At 59.9% G+C, this 19,707-nt stretch carries 16 protein-coding genes and 2 tRNA genes; 16 read left to right on the top strand and 2 right to left on the bottom strand.

From position 1 onward, the window contains the following. Positions 1-52: 52 nt before the first annotated feature. The 6 genes from P8A25_RS04360 to P8A25_RS04335 all read left to right on the top strand — a co-directional run bounded on the left by P8A25_RS04360 (position 53) and on the right by P8A25_RS04335 (position 3,448). The gene (locus tag P8A25_RS04360; protein ID WP_022397015.1) at positions 53-523 is read left to right on the top strand and encodes a universal stress protein; all 471 of its coding nucleotides are present in this window, start codon (positions 53-55) and stop codon (positions 521-523) included. 33 nt (positions 524-556) lie between these two features. Next, positions 557-1,360 (top strand): TIGR00282 family metallophosphoesterase, encoded by an 804-nt coding sequence (locus P8A25_RS04355; protein WP_102721361.1) that lies wholly within the window; start codon positions 557-559, stop codon positions 1,358-1,360. A 2-nt stretch (positions 1,361-1,362) separates the two neighbouring features. After that, a complete protein-coding gene (locus P8A25_RS04350) occupies positions 1,363-1,956 on the top strand; it encodes a hypothetical protein (RefSeq protein ID WP_102729594.1) in 594 nt (197 codons plus the stop codon). Next, positions 1,953-2,747 (top strand): ThiF family adenylyltransferase, encoded by a 795-nt coding sequence (locus P8A25_RS04345; RefSeq protein WP_215442738.1) that lies wholly within the window; start codon positions 1,953-1,955, stop codon positions 2,745-2,747. Before P8A25_RS04350 ends, P8A25_RS04345 begins: the two co-directional genes overlap by 4 nt. Continuing rightward, the gene (locus P8A25_RS04340; protein WP_022397011.1) at positions 2,744-3,259 is read left to right on the top strand and encodes a hypothetical protein; all 516 of its coding nucleotides are present in this window, start codon (positions 2,744-2,746) and stop codon (positions 3,257-3,259) included. The genes P8A25_RS04345 and P8A25_RS04340 overlap by 4 nt, the downstream gene beginning before the upstream one ends. Positions 3,260-3,362: 103 nt before the next feature. Beyond that, positions 3,363-3,448 (top strand) — tRNA-Leu (locus P8A25_RS04335). Positions 3,449-3,656: 208 nt separating this feature from the next. Here P8A25_RS04335 and P8A25_RS04330 read toward each other — a convergent pair. Beyond that, complete coding sequence (locus P8A25_RS04330) at positions 3,657-4,619, bottom strand: carbohydrate kinase (protein WP_215442739.1); 963 nt, start codon at positions 4,617-4,619, stop codon at positions 3,657-3,659. 318 nt (positions 4,620-4,937) lie between these two features. On the opposite strand from P8A25_RS04330, the gene P8A25_RS04325 reads away from it, so the two are divergent. The 3 genes from P8A25_RS04325 (at position 4,938) to P8A25_RS04315 (ending at position 8,567) form a co-directional block, all read left to right on the top strand. Continuing rightward, on the top strand, positions 4,938-6,416 hold the full coding sequence (locus P8A25_RS04325) for a mannitol dehydrogenase family protein (RefSeq protein ID WP_215442740.1): 1,479 nt from the start codon (positions 4,938-4,940) through the stop codon (positions 6,414-6,416). A 99-nt stretch (positions 6,417-6,515) separates the two neighbouring features. Then, positions 6,516-7,844, top strand: coding sequence for an MFS transporter (locus P8A25_RS04320; RefSeq protein WP_102726786.1), 1,329 nt, complete (start codon positions 6,516-6,518; stop codon positions 7,842-7,844). A 174-nt stretch (positions 7,845-8,018) separates the two neighbouring features. Continuing rightward, the gene (locus P8A25_RS04315) at positions 8,019-8,567 is read left to right on the top strand and encodes an 8-oxo-dGTP diphosphatase (RefSeq protein WP_215442741.1); all 549 of its coding nucleotides are present in this window, start codon (positions 8,019-8,021) and stop codon (positions 8,565-8,567) included. A 59-nt stretch (positions 8,568-8,626) separates the two neighbouring features. Here the strand turns inward: P8A25_RS04315 and P8A25_RS04310 are convergent, their stop codons facing one another. Then, positions 8,627-9,781 (bottom strand): autotransporter outer membrane beta-barrel domain-containing protein, encoded by a 1,155-nt coding sequence (locus tag P8A25_RS04310; RefSeq protein WP_215442742.1) that lies wholly within the window; start codon positions 9,779-9,781, stop codon positions 8,627-8,629. Positions 9,782-10,176: 395 nt separating this feature from the next. Between P8A25_RS04310 and kbl the strand changes: the two genes are divergently transcribed. From kbl to P8A25_RS04275, 7 genes are all read left to right on the top strand, one after another. Beyond that, a complete protein-coding gene (gene kbl / locus P8A25_RS04305; protein WP_215442743.1) occupies positions 10,177-11,376 on the top strand; it encodes a glycine C-acetyltransferase in 1,200 nt (399 codons plus the stop codon). A gap of 14 nt (positions 11,377-11,390) precedes the next feature. Further along, a complete protein-coding gene (locus tag P8A25_RS04300; RefSeq protein WP_215442744.1) occupies positions 11,391-14,030 on the top strand; it encodes an SUMF1/EgtB/PvdO family nonheme iron enzyme in 2,640 nt (879 codons plus the stop codon). A 173-nt stretch (positions 14,031-14,203) separates the two neighbouring features. Further along, positions 14,204-14,974, top strand: a complete 771-nt coding sequence (locus tag P8A25_RS04295; RefSeq protein WP_022397001.1) for a ParA family protein — start codon at positions 14,204-14,206, stop codon at positions 14,972-14,974. A 244-nt stretch (positions 14,975-15,218) separates the two neighbouring features. Further along, positions 15,219-17,966 (top strand): protein kinase domain-containing protein, encoded by a 2,748-nt coding sequence (locus P8A25_RS04290; RefSeq protein WP_215442745.1) that lies wholly within the window; start codon positions 15,219-15,221, stop codon positions 17,964-17,966. A gap of 85 nt (positions 17,967-18,051) precedes the next feature. Next, a complete protein-coding gene (locus P8A25_RS04285; RefSeq protein ID WP_215442746.1) occupies positions 18,052-18,630 on the top strand; it encodes a hypothetical protein in 579 nt (192 codons plus the stop codon). A 703-nt stretch (positions 18,631-19,333) separates the two neighbouring features. Further along, positions 19,334-19,588: a hypothetical protein gene (locus P8A25_RS04280; protein ID WP_146019433.1), complete on the top strand. Its 255-nt coding sequence runs from the start codon at positions 19,334-19,336 to the stop codon at positions 19,586-19,588. 42 nt (positions 19,589-19,630) lie between these two features. Further along, positions 19,631-19,705: transfer RNA gene (locus P8A25_RS04275), tRNA-Cys, on the top strand. The last annotated feature ends 2 nt before the right edge of the window (positions 19,706-19,707 follow it).

The following is a 19,707-nucleotide window of genomic DNA, read 5'->3' as shown; positions in this document are numbered from 1 at the left end:
AGCACACGTTTTTTAGTGGCATGGAAAAGCACGGAATGTTATACAGGAAGATATGAAGAATATTCTGGTAGCCATTGATTTCTCCAACGCCACGGACGCCGTCATTCATCAGATCGGCAAACTGGCTTGCCCCAACGACAGCATCATCCATCTGCTCCACATTGTGGAACCCAGCATCTGTTATGAAGTCTCCGGCGTGCTGCCGGATGAAGTGCCTGTCCCCGTGATGGACCAGACGGAGGAAAACGAAGTCATCTCCATCGCAAAAAACCATCTGCAAAAAACGGCGGAAAAACTCTCCCGGCTGACGGACGCAACCATCATCCAGGCTGTGGAAGACGAATTTGAAATCAGCGAAGCGGTCATCAACTATGCTGAAAAACACCACATTGACATGATCGTGGTGGGCAAGCACAACCACGGCTTCCTTTCCACCGTCTTTCTGGGCAGCGTAGCCAGCTCCGTCATGCGGAAATCCCCCGTGCCCGTGCTGGTGGTTCCCGTCACCAAGGAAGAGCAGTAAAAACCGCCATCCGCACCAGTCCCGTCCCACTTCATGATTACCATACTCTTTATAGGCGATGTGGTCGGCGAACCTGGCCGCACCGCCGTGAAGCACATGCTGCCGGAACTCAAAAAGGAGCATGGGGCGGACTTTGTCATCGTCAACGGTGAAAACGCGGCCGCAGGGCGCGGCATTACGCCCCGTCTGGCGCAGGAACTGCTGCATGCGGGAGTGGACGTCATCACGACGGGGGACCATGTATGGGACCAGGCGGAACTGGCTCCTTGGCTGGACTCCGAACCGCGCGTGCTACGCCCCGTCAACTACCCGCAGGGGACACCGGGACACGGAAGCGTGGTGGTGGAAACGCCCAGGGGAAAAATAGCCGTCATGCAGGTGCAGGGACGTTCCTTCATCCAGCCGCCGCTTGAAAACCCCTTCCTCATCTCGGAAGCGGAAGCCAAAAGACTCAGGGAGGAAGAAGGCGTGCAGGTCATCTTTGTGGACATGCACGCGGAAACCACCAGTGAAAAAATCTCCACCGGCTACAATCTGGACGGACTGGTCTCCGCCGTCATCGGAACGCACACCCACGTGCAGACGGCGGATGAAACCATTCTGGAACACGGCACCGCCTACCTGACGGACGCCGGCATGTGCGGCCCCGCCGTCGGGGTGCTGGGCCGGGAACGGGAACCCATTATCCAACGCTTCCGCACCTCCATGCCGGCCAAATTCCCCGTGGCGAACTGGCCCGTGCGCCTCTGCGGAGCCGTCGTGCAGGTGGATGAAGCCACCGGGAGGGCCCTCAACATCGCCCGCATCAGCAAAATCGTGGAAAAACCGGCCTCCTGACCATGCAGACTGCCACCGCCTTCCTCTTATCATGCCTGTTGACGGCGCTCTGCGGATGTTCCGGACACAACGGAAACGCCGTGAGGGACTACCAAAACATGGCCCACAGGGAAGGCTGGCATCGGCTTCCCGCATCCTGCTTCCTCACACCGGACGGACAGCCGGCGCTCCAGTACAGCCTGCTCCGGCAGCATCCCTCACTCACCCTCACGGAAAAGCGGGGTAACCGGCAGCCCGTCACCCTTTCCTGGAACAACGGAAAACTGGCCGTAGCATGCAGAAATACGGCTGCCATCGCCATGCCCTCCTGCGGACGCATGGTCCTCTTTACCGTCCGGCAGGACGGCATCGTACGCTACCAGGATAAAAAAGACGGCATCCCCCAGCAAAACGGGGGTGGATGGGACATGCTGATTGCTGTGCATGGAAACACCTGCCTCATCTGCTGGAACCGGGGCGCAGGCCTTCCCGCCTCCTGCCGCCCGGAACAAACGGCTTCCCCCCGCTATTATATCTTCACGATGGAAAAACGGAAGGGCCCTCTGGCACCCGTCTTCTCCTTAATTCCCCACTCCGGTTCAAACACGCAGCCATGAACTATGAAGCCAGATTCGGCGGCATAGGCCGCCTGTATGGAAGGAGCGGGCTGGACATCCTCAGGAACTCCCGCATGGCCGTCGTCGGCATTGGCGGCGTAGGCTCCTGGGCGGCGGAAGCCCTGGCGCGGTCGGGCGTCGGCACCATCATCCTGATGGACCTGGACGACCTCTGCATCACCAACACCAACCGGCAGATCCACGCGCTGGCGTCCACCATCGGCCAGTCCAAGACGGAAGCCATGGCCGCCCGCCTCCGGCAAATCAACCCGGAGGCGGAAATCATCTCCATCAACAGCTTCTACACGGCCTCCAATGCGGAAAAACTGCTGGAGACGAAACCGGACGTCATCATTGACGCCATTGACTCCCTGGTTCCCAAGGCCCATCTTATTGCCTCCTGCTACCGCAGCAAACAGCCGCTGGTCACCTGCGGCGGCGCGGGAGGACGCGTCAACCCCGCCAAAATAGAAATAGGCGACCTCTCCCGCACCAAGGGAGACCCCCTGCTCTCCAGCCTGCGCTACAAGCTCAAAAAAGACTACGGCCTACCGCTGGGGGAAAAAGCCCGGAAACTGAAAATCCCCTGCGTCTTCTCCCAGGAAACTCCCGTCTACCCCACCTGCGACGGAGAAACCTCCTGCACGCGCGACCCGGAATTCCAGGGGAAAATGGGCTGTGACTCCGGATTCGGCTCCATCGCCCACATCACGGGCACCTTCGGCTTCTTCGCGGCTTCCGCCGCCATTCAAACGCTCTTAAACAAGAAAAAAACACCATCACAGCCATGAACAAACTCCTGCTTCCCCTGCTGGGGGCCGTCCTCCTTCCCGCATTGACCCAGTGCAACTCCTTGGAAAAAGACATCGCCGGCATCAACGCTCGCAATGCGGAAATCGCCCGCGAACCCAGGGGCAACTACTTCGTCGGACGCCGTTACCATGTACCGGCAACGCGTTTCTGGGGGTACCTGCGCCAGCCGGGCCAGACCTGGAGAACGGCCCAGCTCGTCATCATGGATGAAAGCTCCTGCCGGACCCCGGACCGCCTGCCGGAATACGCCGGGAGCCCGCGCTACGCCTATGACAACAACTATGAATACAGGGTCTACGGCAAGTACACGGGCAAATATGGCTACGAGCCCAACTCCAACCTGAGGCTGCCCATCTTCAAGCCGACCAGGTTTGAAGCTGTCAGCACCGATCCCGGCTGGCTCTTCAAACCCTCGGAAAAATATGACACCAAGGCCGTCACCCTGCGCCCGGCCATCATGCCCGTGGCTACCTCCCTCCCGGTCCGCTAAGAAAATCCCTCTTCAAAAAACGGAATCGAAAGGATAAAAAAGAAGAAAAAGCTTGATATCTTCGTTCCTCTGCGCTAAAAACTCCCCGCCTTAAGGCACCCATGCTCGGGTGGCGGAATTGGTAGACGCGCTAGACTAAGGATCTAGTGTCGATAAGACGTAGGGGTTCGAGTCCCCTCTCGAGCACCATCCCTTTTATACCGCAAGTTGCTGTTCATAAGCGCTTGCGGTTTTTGTTTATCGACAATTGCAAGACAAACCGCAGTATATTTATACAACTTTTATCAACACGAAACGGGAATGTGCTGCAAGAAATGAAAGGTCCTCCCTCTTGTTTACTCGCTGGAAACAGTTCAGGTAAAAACCAATGAAGGAAGTTGTGTATTTACGACGCCCTTCAAACGCCCCCTGCCATCAGGGCCAGGACTTCCACGCGGTTCGGCATGGAGCGGATGGCTCCCTTGCGCGTCGTCACGATGGACGCGGCGGCGTTGGCGAATAAAAGCATGTCCGCCAACTGTCCCTCCGTCAGGTTTTCCAGCCCTGTTTCCAGAATCCAGTCCAGGCAGGAACCAAAAAAGGCGTCTCCGGCGCCCGTCGTGTCAATGGTATTGACCTTCAGGAACGTAGGCTGGTAAACCAGCGTGTCTCCATAGGAAGCCCAGCTCCCTTCCCTGCCCCCTGTCACGAGGATGAGACGGAGATTGCCGAATTCTCTTTTCAGGGCATCCAGCCCTTCCTTCATGGAGGAGCACCCGGTGAGGAACAGAAGTTCCTCCGTTTCTATTTTCATGACGCTGCACGCGCCGCAGCCGTAGCGCATTTGTTCCCGGGCCAGCTCCAGGCTGGGCCAGAGGGAAGGCCGGAGGTTGGGGTCAAAGGAGACGAGGACACCCTTCTCCCGGGCATGGCTGACGGCGTGCCTTGTGGCGCGCCGCACGTCGTCATGCGTCATGGAGATGGTCCCGAAGTGGAATACGCGCGTGTTTTCCACCAGCGCCATGTCCACCTCCCCGGAGGTCAGTTTCATGTCCGCGCCGGGATTGCGGTAGAAGGAAAAATCACGGTCGCCATGTTCGTCAATCTGGACGAAGGCCAGGGTGGTGTTGACTTCCCGGGAAGAGACCAGCCCCGAATCGTCAATGCCTTCCTCCTGAAGCGTGCGCCGGAGCATTTTCCCGAACATGTCATGCCCCACCTTGCCGATGAAGGCGGTCCTGCGCCCCAGCCGGGACAGCATGGAGAGGACATTGCAGGGGGCTCCCCCCGGATTGGCCTGGTAAACGGGCAGTTCCTGGGCGCTCACTCCGCAGGGGGTGAAGTCCACCAGCAGTTCTCCGAGGGCTACGACGTCATACATGCTTTTCCAAATGTTGAAGGTGGTCCTTCCGGCATAAAGGAAAGCCGGGAGAGATAGTAAAGCATAGAACGCGCCGCCTGTTCCAGGAAAGGAAAAAGAGGTTCATTCCAGTCATGCCGGCAAAGGACGTATTGCCGGGGTCCCATCACGCCCTGTGGAAACCGTGCCCGTAAAAAAATCCGGGATTTTTCCGTGAACGGTCCCTTGCGGCGCGTGATCAATCCGCCGGATAGGGAAAAAGTCTGGCATATCCCTAACACCCGCCTCTCCGGAAATGCCCATTAGTATGAGACGGCAAATACCATACCTCATTTTAAGATGATGAAGAAGGAACTGAAACGACAGGGCAAGGCGAAGATTCCGGGGGCTCCCGTCCCCTATGACAGGACAACCATTCAGCCGGGGATAGTCCATATAGGAGTGGGCAACTTCCATCGCGCGCATGAAGAGTTTTACACGAACCAGCTTCTGGGCATGGGCGGCCGTGACGAATGGGGAATTTCCGGAGTGGCGCTGCTGCCTCAGGACGAACCCCTTTACAAGGCGCTGAAGAGCCAGGACGGCCTTTACACGCTGACAGTCTGCGGCCGCGACGGCAAGGACGAGTTTTATGAGATAGGCTCCTTGGTGGATCTGGCGTGGGGGCCGAAGGATCCCGGAAAGGTCATCGACAGGATTGCGGACCCCCGCACTAAAATCATCACGCTGACCATTACGGAAGGGGGATACAATCTGGATAAGGAAACCGGTGAGTTCATGCTCGACAGCAAGGACGTGAAACATGACCTGGAACACCCCGGCCATCCCCGGACGGTTTTCGGGTTCCTGTCCGCCGGATTGCGGAAGAGGAGCAAGGACGGCGCAGGCCCCGTAACCGTTCTATCCTGCGATAACCTCCAGCACAACGGAGACACGGCCCGGAAGGCGTTCACCTCTTTTATCAAGGCACAGGACCCTGAACTGGCACAGTGGGTGAAGAAGAACGTGACGTTCCCCAACAGCATGGTGGACCGCATCACGCCCGCCGTCACGCCGGAGGACGTCAAGCGGCTGGACGCGCAGAGCGGCGTGGAAGACGCCGCCCCCGTCTATTCGGAGGATTTCATCCAGTGGGTGATTGAGGATGATTTCATTGCCGGGCGCCCGGACTGGGAAGCCGTGGGCGTTGAGTTTACGGATGACGTTTCCGCTTATGAGAATATGAAGCTCAGCCTGCTGAACGCGTCCCACTCCCTGCTGTCCTACCCCGCCTTTCTGGCCGGGTACCGCCGGGTGGACGAGGCGGTAGGGGATGAACGGTTCGCCCGCTACCTGCGCCTTTTCATGGACCGGGACGCGGGCCCCTACGTTCCGCCTCCGGGGAATACGGATTTGGAGCTGTACAAGAAGACCCTGCTGGAACGCTTCGGCAACAAGGCGGTGAGCGACCAGATCAGCCGCTTGTGCTTTGACGGCGTTTCCAAGATTCCCGTGTATGTGATGCCCGTTTTAACGAAGATGATCAGGGACGACGCCGACCTGGAACGCCTGGCGTTTTTCGTGGCCGCCTACCGCCATTACCTGAAGCACGGGAAGGACGACCGGGGCCAGGCTTATGAAGTGAACGAGCCCTGGCTGACCAAGGAGGACCGGAAGCTGATCGCCAGCGGCGACCCGCTGGATTTCCTTGCCCTCTCCCCCTTCCGGAGCACGGATTTGAAGGCGACGGACAAGTTCGTCAGCCAGTACCTGGACATGGTGAAGAAGCTTGAAAAAGACGGCGTGCTCCCCGTTCTGGAAAAATTGATTCTTCCGTAGTCATACAATTCTTCATGCCTTCCGGACCCTGTTCCGGGCGGCATGAAGAAACCTTTCCGGTCTCTTCCTTTTTCTGCATTTTCACCTCTCACCCTCCTCATGGAAACACAACCGCATTCACGCCTGGGCCCCTTTCTTGCCCTAACCTTCATTTATTTCCTTGTCGGGTTCCTGTCCACCGTGAACGGCCAATTCCAGGGGCCTTTGCAAAGCGCCTTCCTGTCGGACGCAGGCGCTTTGAAAAACACGTTCATCACGCTGATTCCCTTTTTCTTTTTCCTGGCGTACCTGGTGAACGGAAACATCGCCTCCCGCTGGATCAACCGTTACGGCTACAAGACCACACTGATACGGGGCCTCCTGTTCATGGTGCTCGGGCTGGCCGTCTTTTTCCTGTCCGCATGGTTCACCGTCCAGTTCGGGGACCTGCGCACGACGATCGCCGGGGCCAGCATTCCCTACGGCTATTTTATTTTTCTGGCGGGGTCCTATGCCATGGGCACCTCCGCCACGGTCTTGCAGGTCGTCATTAACCCCTACGTGACGTCCTATGAATTGAAGGGAACCCAGCCCGTCCAGCGCCTCAACATCGTCTGCGCCGTGAACTCCTTCGGAACGACGATCGCGCCGTTTTTCGTGACCGGCATCCTGTTCGCCGGACTGCCCATGGAGAGCGTCCACGTGCGGCAGCTGATGCTTCCGCTACTTATCCTGGGCGTCCTCATTGCGCTGGTCACCCTGATGACGAAGCGCCTTTACCTGCCCAACATCCGGGACACCACGGCCGGAGAAGGAGAAAAACTGGAACGCAGCATCTGGTCCTTCCGGCATTTGACATTGGGCGTGATCGCCATTTTCTTTTATGTGGGCGCGGAGGTGTCCGTGGGCATCAACGTGAACCTGCACGCCCTGGAGCTCAGCAATTCGGATGAACCGCTGCTGTTCCTGGGCTCCAGCAACCTGGTGGTGTGGGGAGTGGACCTGGGCATTCCGGCTCTGCTGGCCTCCCTGTACTGGGGCGGCCTGATGGTGGGGCGCATCGTTTCCAGCTGGCTGAACCATATCTCCCCCCGCGTCCAGTTGACGGTGGCAACCTCCGCGGCGGCCATCCTGACGCTGGTCGCCATTTACACCCATAACCTGTGGGTGCTGGTTTCCGTAGGGTTGTTCCATTCCGTCATGTGGGGCTGTATTTTCACGCTCGCCACCGTGGGGCTGAAAAAATACACCGCCAAGGCTTCCGGCATTTTCATGATGGGCGTGTTCGGCGGCGCCGTTTTCCCCTTCCTCCAGGGAGCTCTGACGGACGCGCTGGGAAGCTGGCGCTGGTCATGGATGCTCGTCTTCCTCTGTGAGCTGGTCATGCTTGCCTATGCCCTTGCGGGTTCCCGCGTCAGGAAAGAGGACCTGCTGGAAGGAACGGACTGAATAAGACCGGCCCCGTCCGGTTCCATCCGGAGACCTTGTTCCCATGCTCTTGGATTCACAGCACGGATGGGCTTTCTACCTTACCGGTACGGCCTATTCCGCCGGAACCGGCCTCTACCGGGCTTGTTTCGCATTTTTCTTCATGATTTCCCTCTCATCCTGTAACATGCGCTCATGCAAGACAGAAGCAGCGGCTTTCAATGGCCCGCCCAGTGGACCCCCGATATCCTCGCCACCCTGATGTTTGTGGTGCAGGACGGAAGGATTCTCCTGATACGCAAGAAGAGGGGGATCGGCGCGGGGAAGGTCAACGGACCGGGAGGGAAGTTTGAGCCGGGGGAAACGGCCCTCCAGTGTGTGCTGCGGGAGGTCCGGGAGGAACTCTGCATTGACGTTGCGGACGCCCGGGAAATGGGCGTGCTGAATTTTTCCTTCACGTGCGGCACCATTCCGGAAATCCGCTGCCACGTGTTCATGGCCTCCTCCTTCAAGGGCACCCCTTCGGAAACGCCGGAGGCGGAGCCTTTCTGGTGCCCGGTGGACGGGATTCCCTACGATCTCATGTGGCAGGACGACCGGTTCTGGCTTCCCGCCATGCTGGACGGGAAACGGTTTGAGGCGTTTTTCACGTTTGAGGGGGACCGGATGCTGGAGTTTTCCCTGAAAACCGGGGATTGCCCCGGCAAGGAAAAACAGGCGCCCTCCGCCTCCCCTTCCCTCTGAGCCATCCGGGAGAAAGCCTAATTCTTTTCCATTCGGCTTTCCCCCGGCGGCATTAATGTTCAGAAAGAGACGGAGACGCCCAGCGCCGCCTGGTGCTCCAGGAAGGATTCCCTGAAGTGCGCCTGGTAGGAGGCGAAGACGGAGCATCTGTCATTGAAGACCATTCTGGACAGCAGCTTGACCTTGAATGACTGCTTTCCGGGAGAATAACCCTTCCCTTTGTACCAGGATTCCCGGTATTCATCCCCTTCCCACCAGCCGTCCCGGAACGTGTAATGGGGATCGTTCCGGTAGATGTCCGGGCAGTAGCTCCCGGACAGGGCATTGATCCATACGGTGTTTCCGGACAGACGGAGAACGTGTTCCAGCGTCACTCCCATCGCCATGGACACGTTGTCAAACGTGCCCCGGTTGTCCCGCCGCTGGTTGTAATCATCATCGTCGTCCCAGTCGTCGTCATCCCACCAGTAATCCCCCCACCAGGAGGAATCGCCGTAGCCGCCCCGGTCATCCCTTTTCACCTTGTTGGCTCCGTGCACATACGTTACTCCCATAAAGGGGGTCACGCTGAAGGAGTTCGTCACCTGATAGCGCCAGGAGACGGAAAACCCCACCTGGAACGTTTCCGAGTCCCACTTGGAGGCGTTTCCCCACGCATCGCTGTGGCGGCATTTGTTTTCCGTACTGCCGAAGGCCGCATTCGCGGCAAGAAGCAGGCTGGACCGCGGCCCCGTTTCCCGGAAGAAGGCGCCGTACAGATTGGCCATCCACGCTGACTGCCGGAAGCGGTCCCCCTCCATGGGGCCGTCCGGATAGTCCGGCATTTCCTGAATGTTCTGGTGCCCGAACATCTGCCCGAACGCCAGACCCAGCAGGGAACCGGATTTTTCTCCATACGTTCCGTAGTCATACCCCAGCGCGTAGCCGGCGGCTGAGTAGTCAAAGGAAGGCTGGTTGTTCCGGATTCCGGCATCGCCAAAGCTGCCCAGGGCGCCCGCCCACAGGTTGGACGGCCCCTTCTGCCGGAAACGGGAGATATTTATCTGGGCGGAGGAGGCTTCCACCAGCGTCTGCACATAGGCCGCGGACGCCCACATGGAATCCAGCGTGGTTTCCGGACCGCTTTCCGGGAACTGGTTCCAGGATTCGGCGCGCACGGCAGGCAGGCACCCTGCCAGGATCAGGCTCCATAAGGAAATACGGGATAGTTTCATGATCGGGTATGATGGGTTTAATGGCCGGAGGTTGAAACCGGCCTTCACTTTTTCAAGCGCACGCTGACACTTGTTTTGTGTATCAAATGCATTTCCCATACTCCGGAGAACTCCTCCTTTCCCGTTCCCGCCTGCCGTTCATGCATTCCGGACCGGTGAGTATTTTTCCTGTTCTTTTTCTTCAGGAAACGCACCCCTTTGACCAGCTCCCGTTTTTCCCGTCACCGCAGGATAAGCGGAGGGGTTCCGCTTCTCCGTTCCGTCCTCTCCCTGCCTTCAATTTGTGTTCTTTAAGCTTTTCTTCACGGCTCAATAATGATAAAGGTGCGGGAGCAACCGTGTGATCCTTGATCGTCCACTTGCTGGCTATTTCAATTCATATTCCATTATTCGACATGTATACCCCTGAATTCAAAAACATCCTCACTTCCACCCTGGACGGACTGCGTGCGGAAGGTCTGTACAAGGAAGAACGCTTCATCGCCTCCCAGCAGTATTCCCAGGTGACGCTGAAGGACGGACGCTCCGTCATCAACATGTGCGCCAATAATTACCTGGGCCTGGCCAATAATCCGGAAGTGATGGAGGCCGCCAAGAAAGCCATTGACGAATGGGGCTTCGGCATGGCTTCCGTGCGGTTCATCTGCGGCACGCAGACCCTGCACCGCCAGCTTGAAGAACGCCTTTCCCAGTTCCTGGGCACGGAAGACACGATTCTGTTCCCCTCCTGCTTTGACGCCAACGGCGGCCTGTTTGAGGGCCTCCTGACCGCGGACGATGCCATTATTTCCGATTCCCTGAACCACGCCTCCATCATTGACGGCGTGCGCCTCTGCAAGGCCAAGCGCTTCCGCTACGCCAACAACGACATGGCGGACCTGGAAGCCAAGCTCCAGGAAGCGGACGCCGCCGGAGCGCGCGTGAAGCTGATTTCCACGGACGGCGTGTTTTCCATGGACGGCATCATCGCCCAGCTGGACAAGATTCATGAGCTGGCCGCCAAATACAACGCCATCGTGCATTTTGACGATTGCCACGCCACGGGTTTCCTGGGCAAGAGGGGCCGCGGCACGCATGAACACTGCGGCCTGTTCGGCAAGATAGACATCACCACCGGCACTCTGGGAAAAGCCCTGGGCGGCGCTTCCGGCGGCTACGTTTCCGGCCCGAAGGAAGTGGTGGACATCCTGCGCCAGAAGGCGCGCCCGTACCTGTTCTCCAACAGCGTGGCCCCGGCCATCGTGGCCGCCTCCATCAAGGTGCTGGACCTGCTGGAAGGTTCCACGGAAGCGCGCGACCGCGTGGAAGCGAATACCAGGTATTTCCGCGACGCCATGACGGCCGCGGGCTTCACCATCGGCGGCAAGGACCACCCCATTTCCCCGGTGATGCTGGGGGACGCCGTGCTGTCCCAGAAATTCTCCGCCCAGCTTCTGGACGAAGGCGTGTACGCCGTCGGCTTCTTCTACCCCGTCGTTCCCAAGGGGCAGGCCCGCATCCGCACGCAGATTTCCGCCGCCCACACCCGCGAACAACTGGACAAGGCGATTGAAGCCTTCTGCAAGGTGGGCAAAAACCTGGGAGTTATTTCCTGATTCCCGCACTCTCCATGACTTCGGACGCATCACCCATGCCCGGCGGCAATCTGCCGACGCTGCCCGTCAAACGGGTGGTGCGTCCCACTCCTTCCATTCCGGACCATGAGGTCGTGCGCCAGATAGGCAGCGGCGCTTACGGCGAGGTTTGGCTGGCCCGCTCCCTGACCGGGGCGTGGCGCGCCGTGAAAATCGTCTGGCGTGAGGATTTTGAGGATGAGCGCACCTTCAACCGGGAGTTTGAGGGCATCCTGCAATATGAGCCCATTGCCCGCAACCACCCGGGGCTGGTCCACATCCTGCACGTGGGGAGGCACGACCAGGATTCCCCGTTTTACTATTACGTCATGGAGCTGGGCGACGACGCCCGCACCGGGGTCCACATCACGCCGGACGAGTATATTCCCCGCACGCTCCAGACGGACAAGAAGTTTTCCGGCAACAAGCCGCTGCCCCTGGATTACTGCCTGGAGGTAGGCAGCCAGCTTGCCCACGCCCTGCTGTACCTGCACAGCAAGAACCTGACGCACCGGGACATCAAGCCGGCGAACGTCATCTTCGTCAACGGACGGCCCAAGCTGGCGGACATCGGCCTAGTGGCCCATCTGGACCAGCGCAGCTTTGTAGGCACGGAGGGGTTCATCCCCCCGGACGGCCCCGGCACCCGGCGGGCAGACGTTTACGCGCTGGCCAAGGTTTTATATGAAATCAGCACGGGAAAGGACCGCATGGATTTTCCCGCGCTTCCGGATGATCTGCCGGAAGGCACCGTGCGCAAGAAGTGGCAGGCGTTCAACACCATCATCTGCCAGGCGGCGGAACCCCGCGTGGAGGAGTGCGCCATTGATTCCGCGGAAGAGCTGGCGGAGAAAATAGACGTTCTGCGGGGGTATGAAGTGCCTACCCGCTTCCGCCTCCAGAAGAAAAAGAAGCGCCGCAAGCTCAGGCGCACCCTCCAGCTGCTGGCCGCCGCCGTCGCGGGAGCCCTGACCGCCTACTGGGGGGCCCTGTGGCTCAACAATAGCCAGCATCCCGCGGAGGAACCTGCCGCGGACGTGCGCCCGGAAACCCACTCCTCCGCACCGGAGGAGGAGTCCCGGACCGGTTACGTGCTGGTGACCAGCTCCCCGGCGGGAGCGTCCGTTTATGATGCGGACGGCAATTACCTGGATGAAACGCCCTACGGCCCCATTGAACTGCCTTCCGGAACTTCCGTGGCCTACACCATCAAGAAATCGGGCTTTGCGGACAAGGAGGAGGCGGGAACCGTCAAGGGCGGCTCCACGCTGGCCCTGGGCGGCGTGCTGAAGGAATACCATCCCCCCACGGACAGCCAGCCGTGGAAGGATACGGAGGGAGTCACCTACATTCCCGCGGAAACGCGCCATGTGGCGCAAGGCCCTCTCACCGCCGCCCTGTTCAACAAGTTCCTGAAGGAGGACCACCAGAAGGGAAACTACCAGATGAAGAGGGAGCAGGCGGAACCGGGCCATCCGGAAAAGGACGTGGCCCTGCTCACGCAGGACGGCATCACGGCCTACCTGGCGTGGCTGAACAAGAAATGCGAACGGGAGGGACTGCTCGGCAAGGAGTTTTCCATTAATGCGGATCCACTGCCGCAGACGTCCGGCAGCGCGGACGGCCACAGCGCCTACGTCCTGAACGTCACGCGCGTGTTCCAGGTCCCCATCACCGTCACCACCAATCCGCCGGGAGCCAGCGTCTTTTTCAACAACAGGCTGATCGGACGCACGCCCATTGAGGAATACGTCAACCAGGTGCCCTACGTGATTGAAATCAAACTGCCGGGGCACGCCACCATGCGGCGCAGAGGGCTGGACCCTCAGGATTTATACCTTTCCCTCCAGCTGGAGCCGGACAAGTCCGTCGTCTTCGGCTCGCCCTGGACCAACAGCCTGGGCATGCAGATGGCCCCGGTAGGGGGAAACGCCCTGGTCATGTCCCATGAGGTGCGCGTGAAGGACTTCCAGCAGTTCCTGAAAGCCACGGGCAGGAAGGCTCCGGCCCGGCCCGGCTTCCCCCAGGGGGAAAACCACCCGGTGGTAAACGTCAGCAGGCAGGACGCGCGCGCCTTTGCCAAATGGCTCACCAACAAGGAGCGGGCCCAGGGCCTGATCGACCAGCACGACTCCTACCGCCTGCCCAAAGACGAGGAATGGAGCTCCTGGGTGCGCCTGACGGATGAAAAGGGGTCCTCCCCCTATGAAAAGACGCTGCCCCATGAAAACTCCCGGGAGGTGTTCCCGTGGGGGTTCTCCTGGCCGCCGCCGGACAGAACAGGCAATTTTGCGGACCAGTCCGCCCTGATTTACCTTCCTTCCTCCCGCGTCATCGTGGGGTATGAGGACGGGCAGCCGTACACGGCCCCTGTGAAGACCTTCCCGCCCAACCATCTGGGCCTGTACGACCTGGAGGGGAACGTCATGGAATGGGTGGACGATTCCTACGGAGGGCCGGAATCCCTCCCCATACGCAACTACGGCGTGGCCCGCGGAGGCAGCTACCTCTCCTTCCGCCCCAAGCAGCTCACCACCTCCATCCGCACCCCCCTGCCGGAAAACACGCGGGATGACGCGCTGGGCTTCCGCCTCATCCTGTCTTCCGACCGCCCCGCCGTTCCCACGCCCCCCTGATTCCGATGGCTCCAGCCTCCGGAACGGCGGCTTTCCCGGCTCCGCCATTCCCCGCAACAGGCCGTTCCGGAAGGGGAAAGGGCCGCCGCAGCCCGCAGGCCGCCACGCCTCTCCGGGAAAATGGTTGAAAGGGCCTCCCGTTATGCTACCTTTTCCCCGCACCCTTTTCCCGAATGAAAATCATCGCCATCGCCAACCAGAAGGGGGGAGTGGGAAAAACCACCACGGCCATCAACCTGGCCGCCGCCCTGGCCCAGCTGAAGAAGAAAATCCTTGTCATTGACCTGGATCCGCAGGCCAATGCCACCAGCGGCATGGGCATTGACGGAAAAGACATGCCCAGCCTGTACCCGGCCCTGCTCGGCCAGCTTGCGGCGGAAGAGTGCATCCTGCCTTCCGGCAGAAAACGGCTGGACATCATTCCCTCCACCATGGACCTGGCCGGCGTGGAAATAGAACTGGCCCGCTCCGGCAACCACCTGACCCGGCTCCGGGAAACGCTCGCTCCCCTGCGGGAGTCGGATGCCTATGATTACTGCATCATGGATACGCCGCCCTCCCTGGGCGTTCTGATGACCTCCGCCCTGGCCGCCTGCGACGAAGTGCTGACTCCCCTGCAATGCGAATGGTTCGGGCTGGAAGGATTGGCCAAAATCCTGCACGTGACGGCGCAGATCTGCGCCAGCGGAGCCAATCCCCGCATCAGGCATGAAGGGGTGCTGATGACCATGTACGACGGCCGCACCAACCTTTCCCGCCAGGTCATTGACCAGGTGGAACAGCACCTGCCCCAGATGCTGTATAAGACGGTCATTCCCCGCTCCATCCGGCTCGGGGAAGCGCCCAGCTTCGGCCACACCATCTTTGAACACGATCCTTCCGGCACGGCGGCGGAAGCCTACCTGAAAGCCGCACGGGAATTCATCAGGCGCCACAAGTCCTGAAAACGCGAAGGAACGGCTTTCACGGGAACGGACTTCATGAACATGGCGTACAGGAAGGACAAGGCAGAAAGAATCCCCCGCCTTCATCTCTCCCTTTAGGTTTATTCCTTCCATTCCACTTGCGCCGTTTTAGATACTACGCACAGGCGGCAGTCCTGATACGGAGGAAAACAGGCATTCACCTTGACTTGCCGCACCCGGCATATGAGAATGCCCGCAGCTTCCGTTTCAGGAACTTTCCCTCATGCCAGCAGAAGAAGGCCAGCCAGACGACCAGCCCCGGACGACAGGGCAAGTCCCGCCTCCCGCTCCAACGACAGGCCTGGAACAGATTCTGCCCGGACGCCCCCCTCTTCCCCACGCGGAAGAAAAAGGCGCCTTTTTCGTTTACCAGAGAGAGCTGGCCCCCGGCACACGCCTGGAACAGTATGAAATCATCCGCGTCCTGGGCAGCGGGGGCTTCGGCATCACCTATCTGGCGAAGGACCTGTTCCTGAACCGCAACGTGGTCATCAAGGAAAACTTTCCCTCCAGCTGTTCCTACCGGGACCCGCTGACCGGGCACATCCGCCCCAACAACGAACACGACCTGGAAAATTACACCTGGGCCCTGAAGAGTTTCCTGAGCGAGGCCCAGACGCTGGCGGAGCTCAACCATCCCGGCATCGTCAGAATCCTGTCCGTTTTTGAAGCCAACGGCACCGCCTACTTCGCCATGGAGAACATCACCGGGCTTTCCCTGGACTACCTGGGGGAGAAACTCCACAGCACCGGGCACCGCTACACGGAGGACGAACTCAAGGGCCTGCTGACGCGCCTGCTGCGGATTCTGGACTACCTCCATTCCAGGCACATCTACCACCGTGACATCAAGCCCGGCAACATCCTGCTGACGGAGGAAGGCACGCCCGTGCTGATCGACTTCGGTGCGGCGCGCCATGCCCTGAAGCTGCATGCCGCCACCGTCCTGACTACCCAGGGGTATTCCTCCCCGGAACAGGCGCTGGGGAAAACGAACATCGGCCCCTGGAGCGACCTTTATTCCGTAGGCGCCACCTTTTACGCCCTGCTCACGGGCCACCCGCCGGAACGGGCGGAAGTGCGCCTGACGGAAGACGGCATGCCGCCGCTGCACAGCGACCCCGTGCTCACCCGCTATTACTCGCGGCAGTTCCTGCTTTCGCTGGACAAGGCGCTGGCTCCCCAGACCAGCTGCCGTTACCAGACGGCCCGTGAATGGATTCACGACATTTGCGCCATTTCCGGGGAAGAATCCTCCGCCACCATCCAGGTATCCCCGGCGGACATCCGCCACATTCATCCGGAAGGAATGCCGCATCCCTGTGCGGAGAAGAATTCCGGGAACAAAAAGGCCACCGCCGGGCCGGGCGGACTTCATTCCGCCTCCCGCAGGCTGTCCGCGCGCACCCTCCGCCGCAACCGCCACATGATGTTCCTGATGGTGGGGAGCGTCTGCACCCTGCTGCTGGGCGCAGCGGCGTTCTACCTGATGGACTACCTGAAAAAGGCCCCCATGGGCACCACCATCAATACCATCAAGGAGGCCATCCAGCAGCCTGCCGCCAACGGGAAGGAATTGGCCCCCCCGCCCCGGGACCTGGCATCCATCCGCATCCCGGAGCTCAGAATGACGGAAGACGCGGCGCTGGAACCGCGGACGCTGAAGGAATTCCAGCTGCGCCTGGACGATACGATTCTGACCCGTTCCGGCATCCCCTCCATCCTGCCGGAAAAGCTGCGTATCTCCTGCATCTACCTCCAGATTATCCCTCCGGCCACCGGAGGGGAGGAACTGCACCTCACCATCCGGGACTCCAACGGAGCCCTGGTGGACCGTTCCGTCAACTCCGTCCCCTCCTTCACGGTGCCGGGGCAATCCACCTCCACCTTCTTCTTCCCGGCCCTGCCGGAGCTCTCCACGGACCGCGCCTACACATACGCCTTTGAAACCGCCGCCCACAAGGCCATCCCCATGCAAATGGCGTGCTTCAAAAGCGAGACGGAACGCACGGAGGAGGCCTTCCCTAAAATCCGCTTCATCATCGCCCCCGCGGCGCCGGAACCGGCCCTGATGCATGACCCTGCCTACAAGGGGCTCGTGGCGGCAGTCACCACGCCTTCCCCGGGGCACGGGAACGTTCTCGGCCTGGCGAACGCCACGCCGGACATGCTGGCGGCTCTGGAACAACTGTCCAAAGCCGGCTACCCGGTGGCCCAGCAGGTATTGGGGAAACTCCTCATGTCTCCTGACTGCCCCGGCGGCCCCAGGCCGGAAGAAGGGGTGGAATGGCTCTACCGTTCCGCCACCGGAGGATGCTATGAGGCCATGAAGGAGCTGGGCATCCTGCTCATGGACATCCCCTCCTATTTTCCCCGCCTGCCACAGCAGCCCCCTCTGGCCTCCCGGGATTACGCCCAGGCGGCGCGGTTCCTGAGAATGGCGGTCCAGTACCGGGACCAGGAAGCCCTGTACCTGCTCTCCCTCATGTACTCCCAGGGCTGGGGCGTGCCCGCTTCCCCGGAGCTTTCCGGCCTGATGATGGAACGTCTCAACGGATCCGCCTACCTGACGGATAGCCTGAACCCGGAGGCGCCCATTGCGGCGTACTGGCTCCCCCTGCCGCTTGCCAGGGGGGAATCCACCATCCTGCGCTTCACCGTTCCGGGACCGTTCGCCCCATCCCAGCTCAAGGGCGTCACGCTGCATAACACGGGCATGAAGGACGCCTTCTCCATCAGCAAAATCAACATTCTCCAGCACGGACGCCTCATTCTGGACATCATCTCCCCCCAGGAAGTGCTGCCCGGCAAAAGCTCCGCCCCCATCGGCATCTCCATCCCGGAAGGCCTGCTGGCGGATACGTCCCTGCCCCTGGAGGTGGAAATCCTGCTGACGCCCGGAAACAGCAGCGGCGTGGTGGAAATGCCGCCTCCGGCGGAAAAGAAACGTTCCAGAAACGGAACCGATTAAGATTCAGCATCTTTTCATAAGAAGCAGAAGCCGGGGACCCGTAAAACAGCCTTGATTCCCGTCACGGGAATGCTACAAAAGGAACATGACTTCCCTTACTTTCCTGCGCCGCACGCTCCCCTTTCTGGCTGCCTTCCTGATGGCCTCCTGCGGTGACCCTACCGTCTCCTACTGGAAAAAGGCGGCGGACATCAATACGGAATACTCGGAAAAAAGCGATGCGCTGGTGCAGCGCCTCCTGAAGCTGAAAAGGAATCCCACCCTTCCCGGCCTGGCGGAAAGCAGCAGGGACGCGGCGGACCTGCTGCGGGAGCGGGACGAAGAACTGGCGGACCTGAGCACGAAAGAAGTGGACCCCGCCGTGGCGGCCTATGTGGAAGAAGACCGCAAGCTCTTTGCCAGAGGGCGGGAACTGGCGGAACGCTACCAGCAATACTTTGAAAAATACCTCAAGGGAGGTCCGGAATTCACGCCGGACCCGTCCCGGGCCGTTTCCCACATAGGCCGCGGCCGGCAGGAAATACGCAAAATCCTGGCTGAAGCCCGGAAACTGGAAGAACGGGCGGAAGCCCTGAGGAAAGAAAAATCAGCCGCGTTTGAGGAGGAGCTTCCTCCGCTGCACTTCCGTCTTCCGGAAATGAAGCAGCTGCTGTCCAACCGTTAAAAACCGCCATAAACCATCTTTCCGGCTCCGGCTTTGCACGGGAGGCGCCTCCGTATCCCTCCCCCTTTTCGTTCATCAGCCATCCATGAAGCTTCTTCCGGTCCTTTTCCTCCTGCTCATTCCCGCCCTTTCAAGGGGGGAGCGGCATGAAACATTCTGCAGAAAGGCCATCAAGCTTCAACTAACCAGCTTCTTTCCGAAATACCGTTATTTCCTATTCACCGGCAGTTACACTTCCCCCCGCGCCGTACTCTCTGCAGCTGCCAGTCCAACAGGACTGAGCATCAGAAGCGGAAATGGAATTTCTTTGAAAGACACGTCCATCAGCATTTCCCATCATTCCTATGAACAGGAAACAGGCAAAGGCATATTCTCCCTGGGCCTTCTGGTTAAGGACCGCCCCTTCCCCCAAGACGGAAGAATCCAGATCAAGGGAAAGGTGCCGGTGAAATGCGCGCGGCTGGCCACTCTGCCAGAAACGGAAATCGATCTCCGTCCGAACGCCGCGTATTCCATCCCTCTCTGCATCTCCTCCTTTCTTGAGGAAGGGACGGACGTAGCCAATCTGGAAAAATGCCCGCATCTGGACATAAGGGTGAATCCGTATACGGAAACCAACACATGGAGCATCGGGCTCATTTATCCTGTGAGCTTCCCCTATGCCGGCATGGTATTCCTTGACCGGGAGAGACACAGGATCCCCGTGAAAACAGAAATGGCGCGATGCCGTTCGGGGCCGATCGAATTCCACCCGTTCACCTGCACTTTCCCGGAAAAATATGATCGCGTCCGCCTTGTCATTCACTATGCGGAAAAGCAGGAAACCAGGAACTTACCCATCAACGCCGCCGTCTCCCGGGAAGACGCCTTGAAAGCAATGCCGCCCCATCCGGAAGGTGGCCGGATTCCCGGACAGCCTTCCGCAGAAACAGAGCATCTTTTCCAAAAACGAGATTGACACCCGCGGTTCTTTCCCCTAGTATCCGCGCACAACATCAGCGGCGGGGTAGCCAAGTGGTAAGGCGACGGTCTGCAAAATCGTTATTCGCGGGTTCGATTCCCGCTCCCGCCTCCATG

Source organism: Akkermansia sp. BCRC 18949 (assembly GCF_045011645.1).
GTDB classification, from domain to species: domain Bacteria; phylum Verrucomicrobiota; class Verrucomicrobiia; order Verrucomicrobiales; family Akkermansiaceae; genus Akkermansia; species Akkermansia massiliensis.
This window is presented reverse-complemented; position numbering and strand designations above follow the sequence as displayed.

What these genes read in the sequence shown, in the direction of transcription:
- P8A25_RS04290 (WP_215442745.1), top strand. Translation starts at nt 15,219, where the DNA reads ATGCCAGCAGAAGAAGGCCAGCCAGACGACCAGCCCCGGACGACAGGG.
- P8A25_RS04320 (WP_102726786.1), top strand. Translation starts at nt 6,516, where the DNA reads ATGGAAACACAACCGCATTCACGCCTGGGCCCCTTTCTTGCCCTAACC.
- P8A25_RS04315 (WP_215442741.1), top strand. Translation starts at nt 8,019, where the DNA reads ATGCAAGACAGAAGCAGCGGCTTTCAATGGCCCGCCCAGTGGACCCCC.
- P8A25_RS04360 (WP_022397015.1), top strand. Translation starts at nt 53, where the DNA reads ATGAAGAATATTCTGGTAGCCATTGATTTCTCCAACGCCACGGACGCC.
- kbl (WP_215442743.1), top strand. Translation starts at nt 10,177, where the DNA reads ATGTATACCCCTGAATTCAAAAACATCCTCACTTCCACCCTGGACGGA.
- P8A25_RS04330 (WP_215442739.1), bottom strand. Translation starts at nt 4,619, where the DNA reads ATGTATGACGTCGTAGCCCTCGGAGAACTGCTGGTGGACTTCACCCCC.
- P8A25_RS04310 (WP_215442742.1), bottom strand. Translation starts at nt 9,781, where the DNA reads ATGAAACTATCCCGTATTTCCTTATGGAGCCTGATCCTGGCAGGGTGC.
- P8A25_RS04325 (WP_215442740.1), top strand. Translation starts at nt 4,938, where the DNA reads ATGATGAAGAAGGAACTGAAACGACAGGGCAAGGCGAAGATTCCGGGG.
- P8A25_RS04295 (WP_022397001.1), top strand. Translation starts at nt 14,204, where the DNA reads ATGAAAATCATCGCCATCGCCAACCAGAAGGGGGGAGTGGGAAAAACC.
- P8A25_RS04345 (WP_215442738.1), top strand. Translation starts at nt 1,953, where the DNA reads ATGAACTATGAAGCCAGATTCGGCGGCATAGGCCGCCTGTATGGAAGG.
- P8A25_RS04355 (WP_102721361.1), top strand. Translation starts at nt 557, where the DNA reads ATGATTACCATACTCTTTATAGGCGATGTGGTCGGCGAACCTGGCCGC.
- P8A25_RS04285 (WP_215442746.1), top strand. Translation starts at nt 18,052, where the DNA reads ATGACTTCCCTTACTTTCCTGCGCCGCACGCTCCCCTTTCTGGCTGCC.
- P8A25_RS04340 (WP_022397011.1), top strand. Translation starts at nt 2,744, where the DNA reads ATGAACAAACTCCTGCTTCCCCTGCTGGGGGCCGTCCTCCTTCCCGCA.
- P8A25_RS04300 (WP_215442744.1), top strand. Translation starts at nt 11,391, where the DNA reads ATGACTTCGGACGCATCACCCATGCCCGGCGGCAATCTGCCGACGCTG.
- P8A25_RS04350 (WP_102729594.1), top strand. Translation starts at nt 1,363, where the DNA reads ATGCAGACTGCCACCGCCTTCCTCTTATCATGCCTGTTGACGGCGCTC.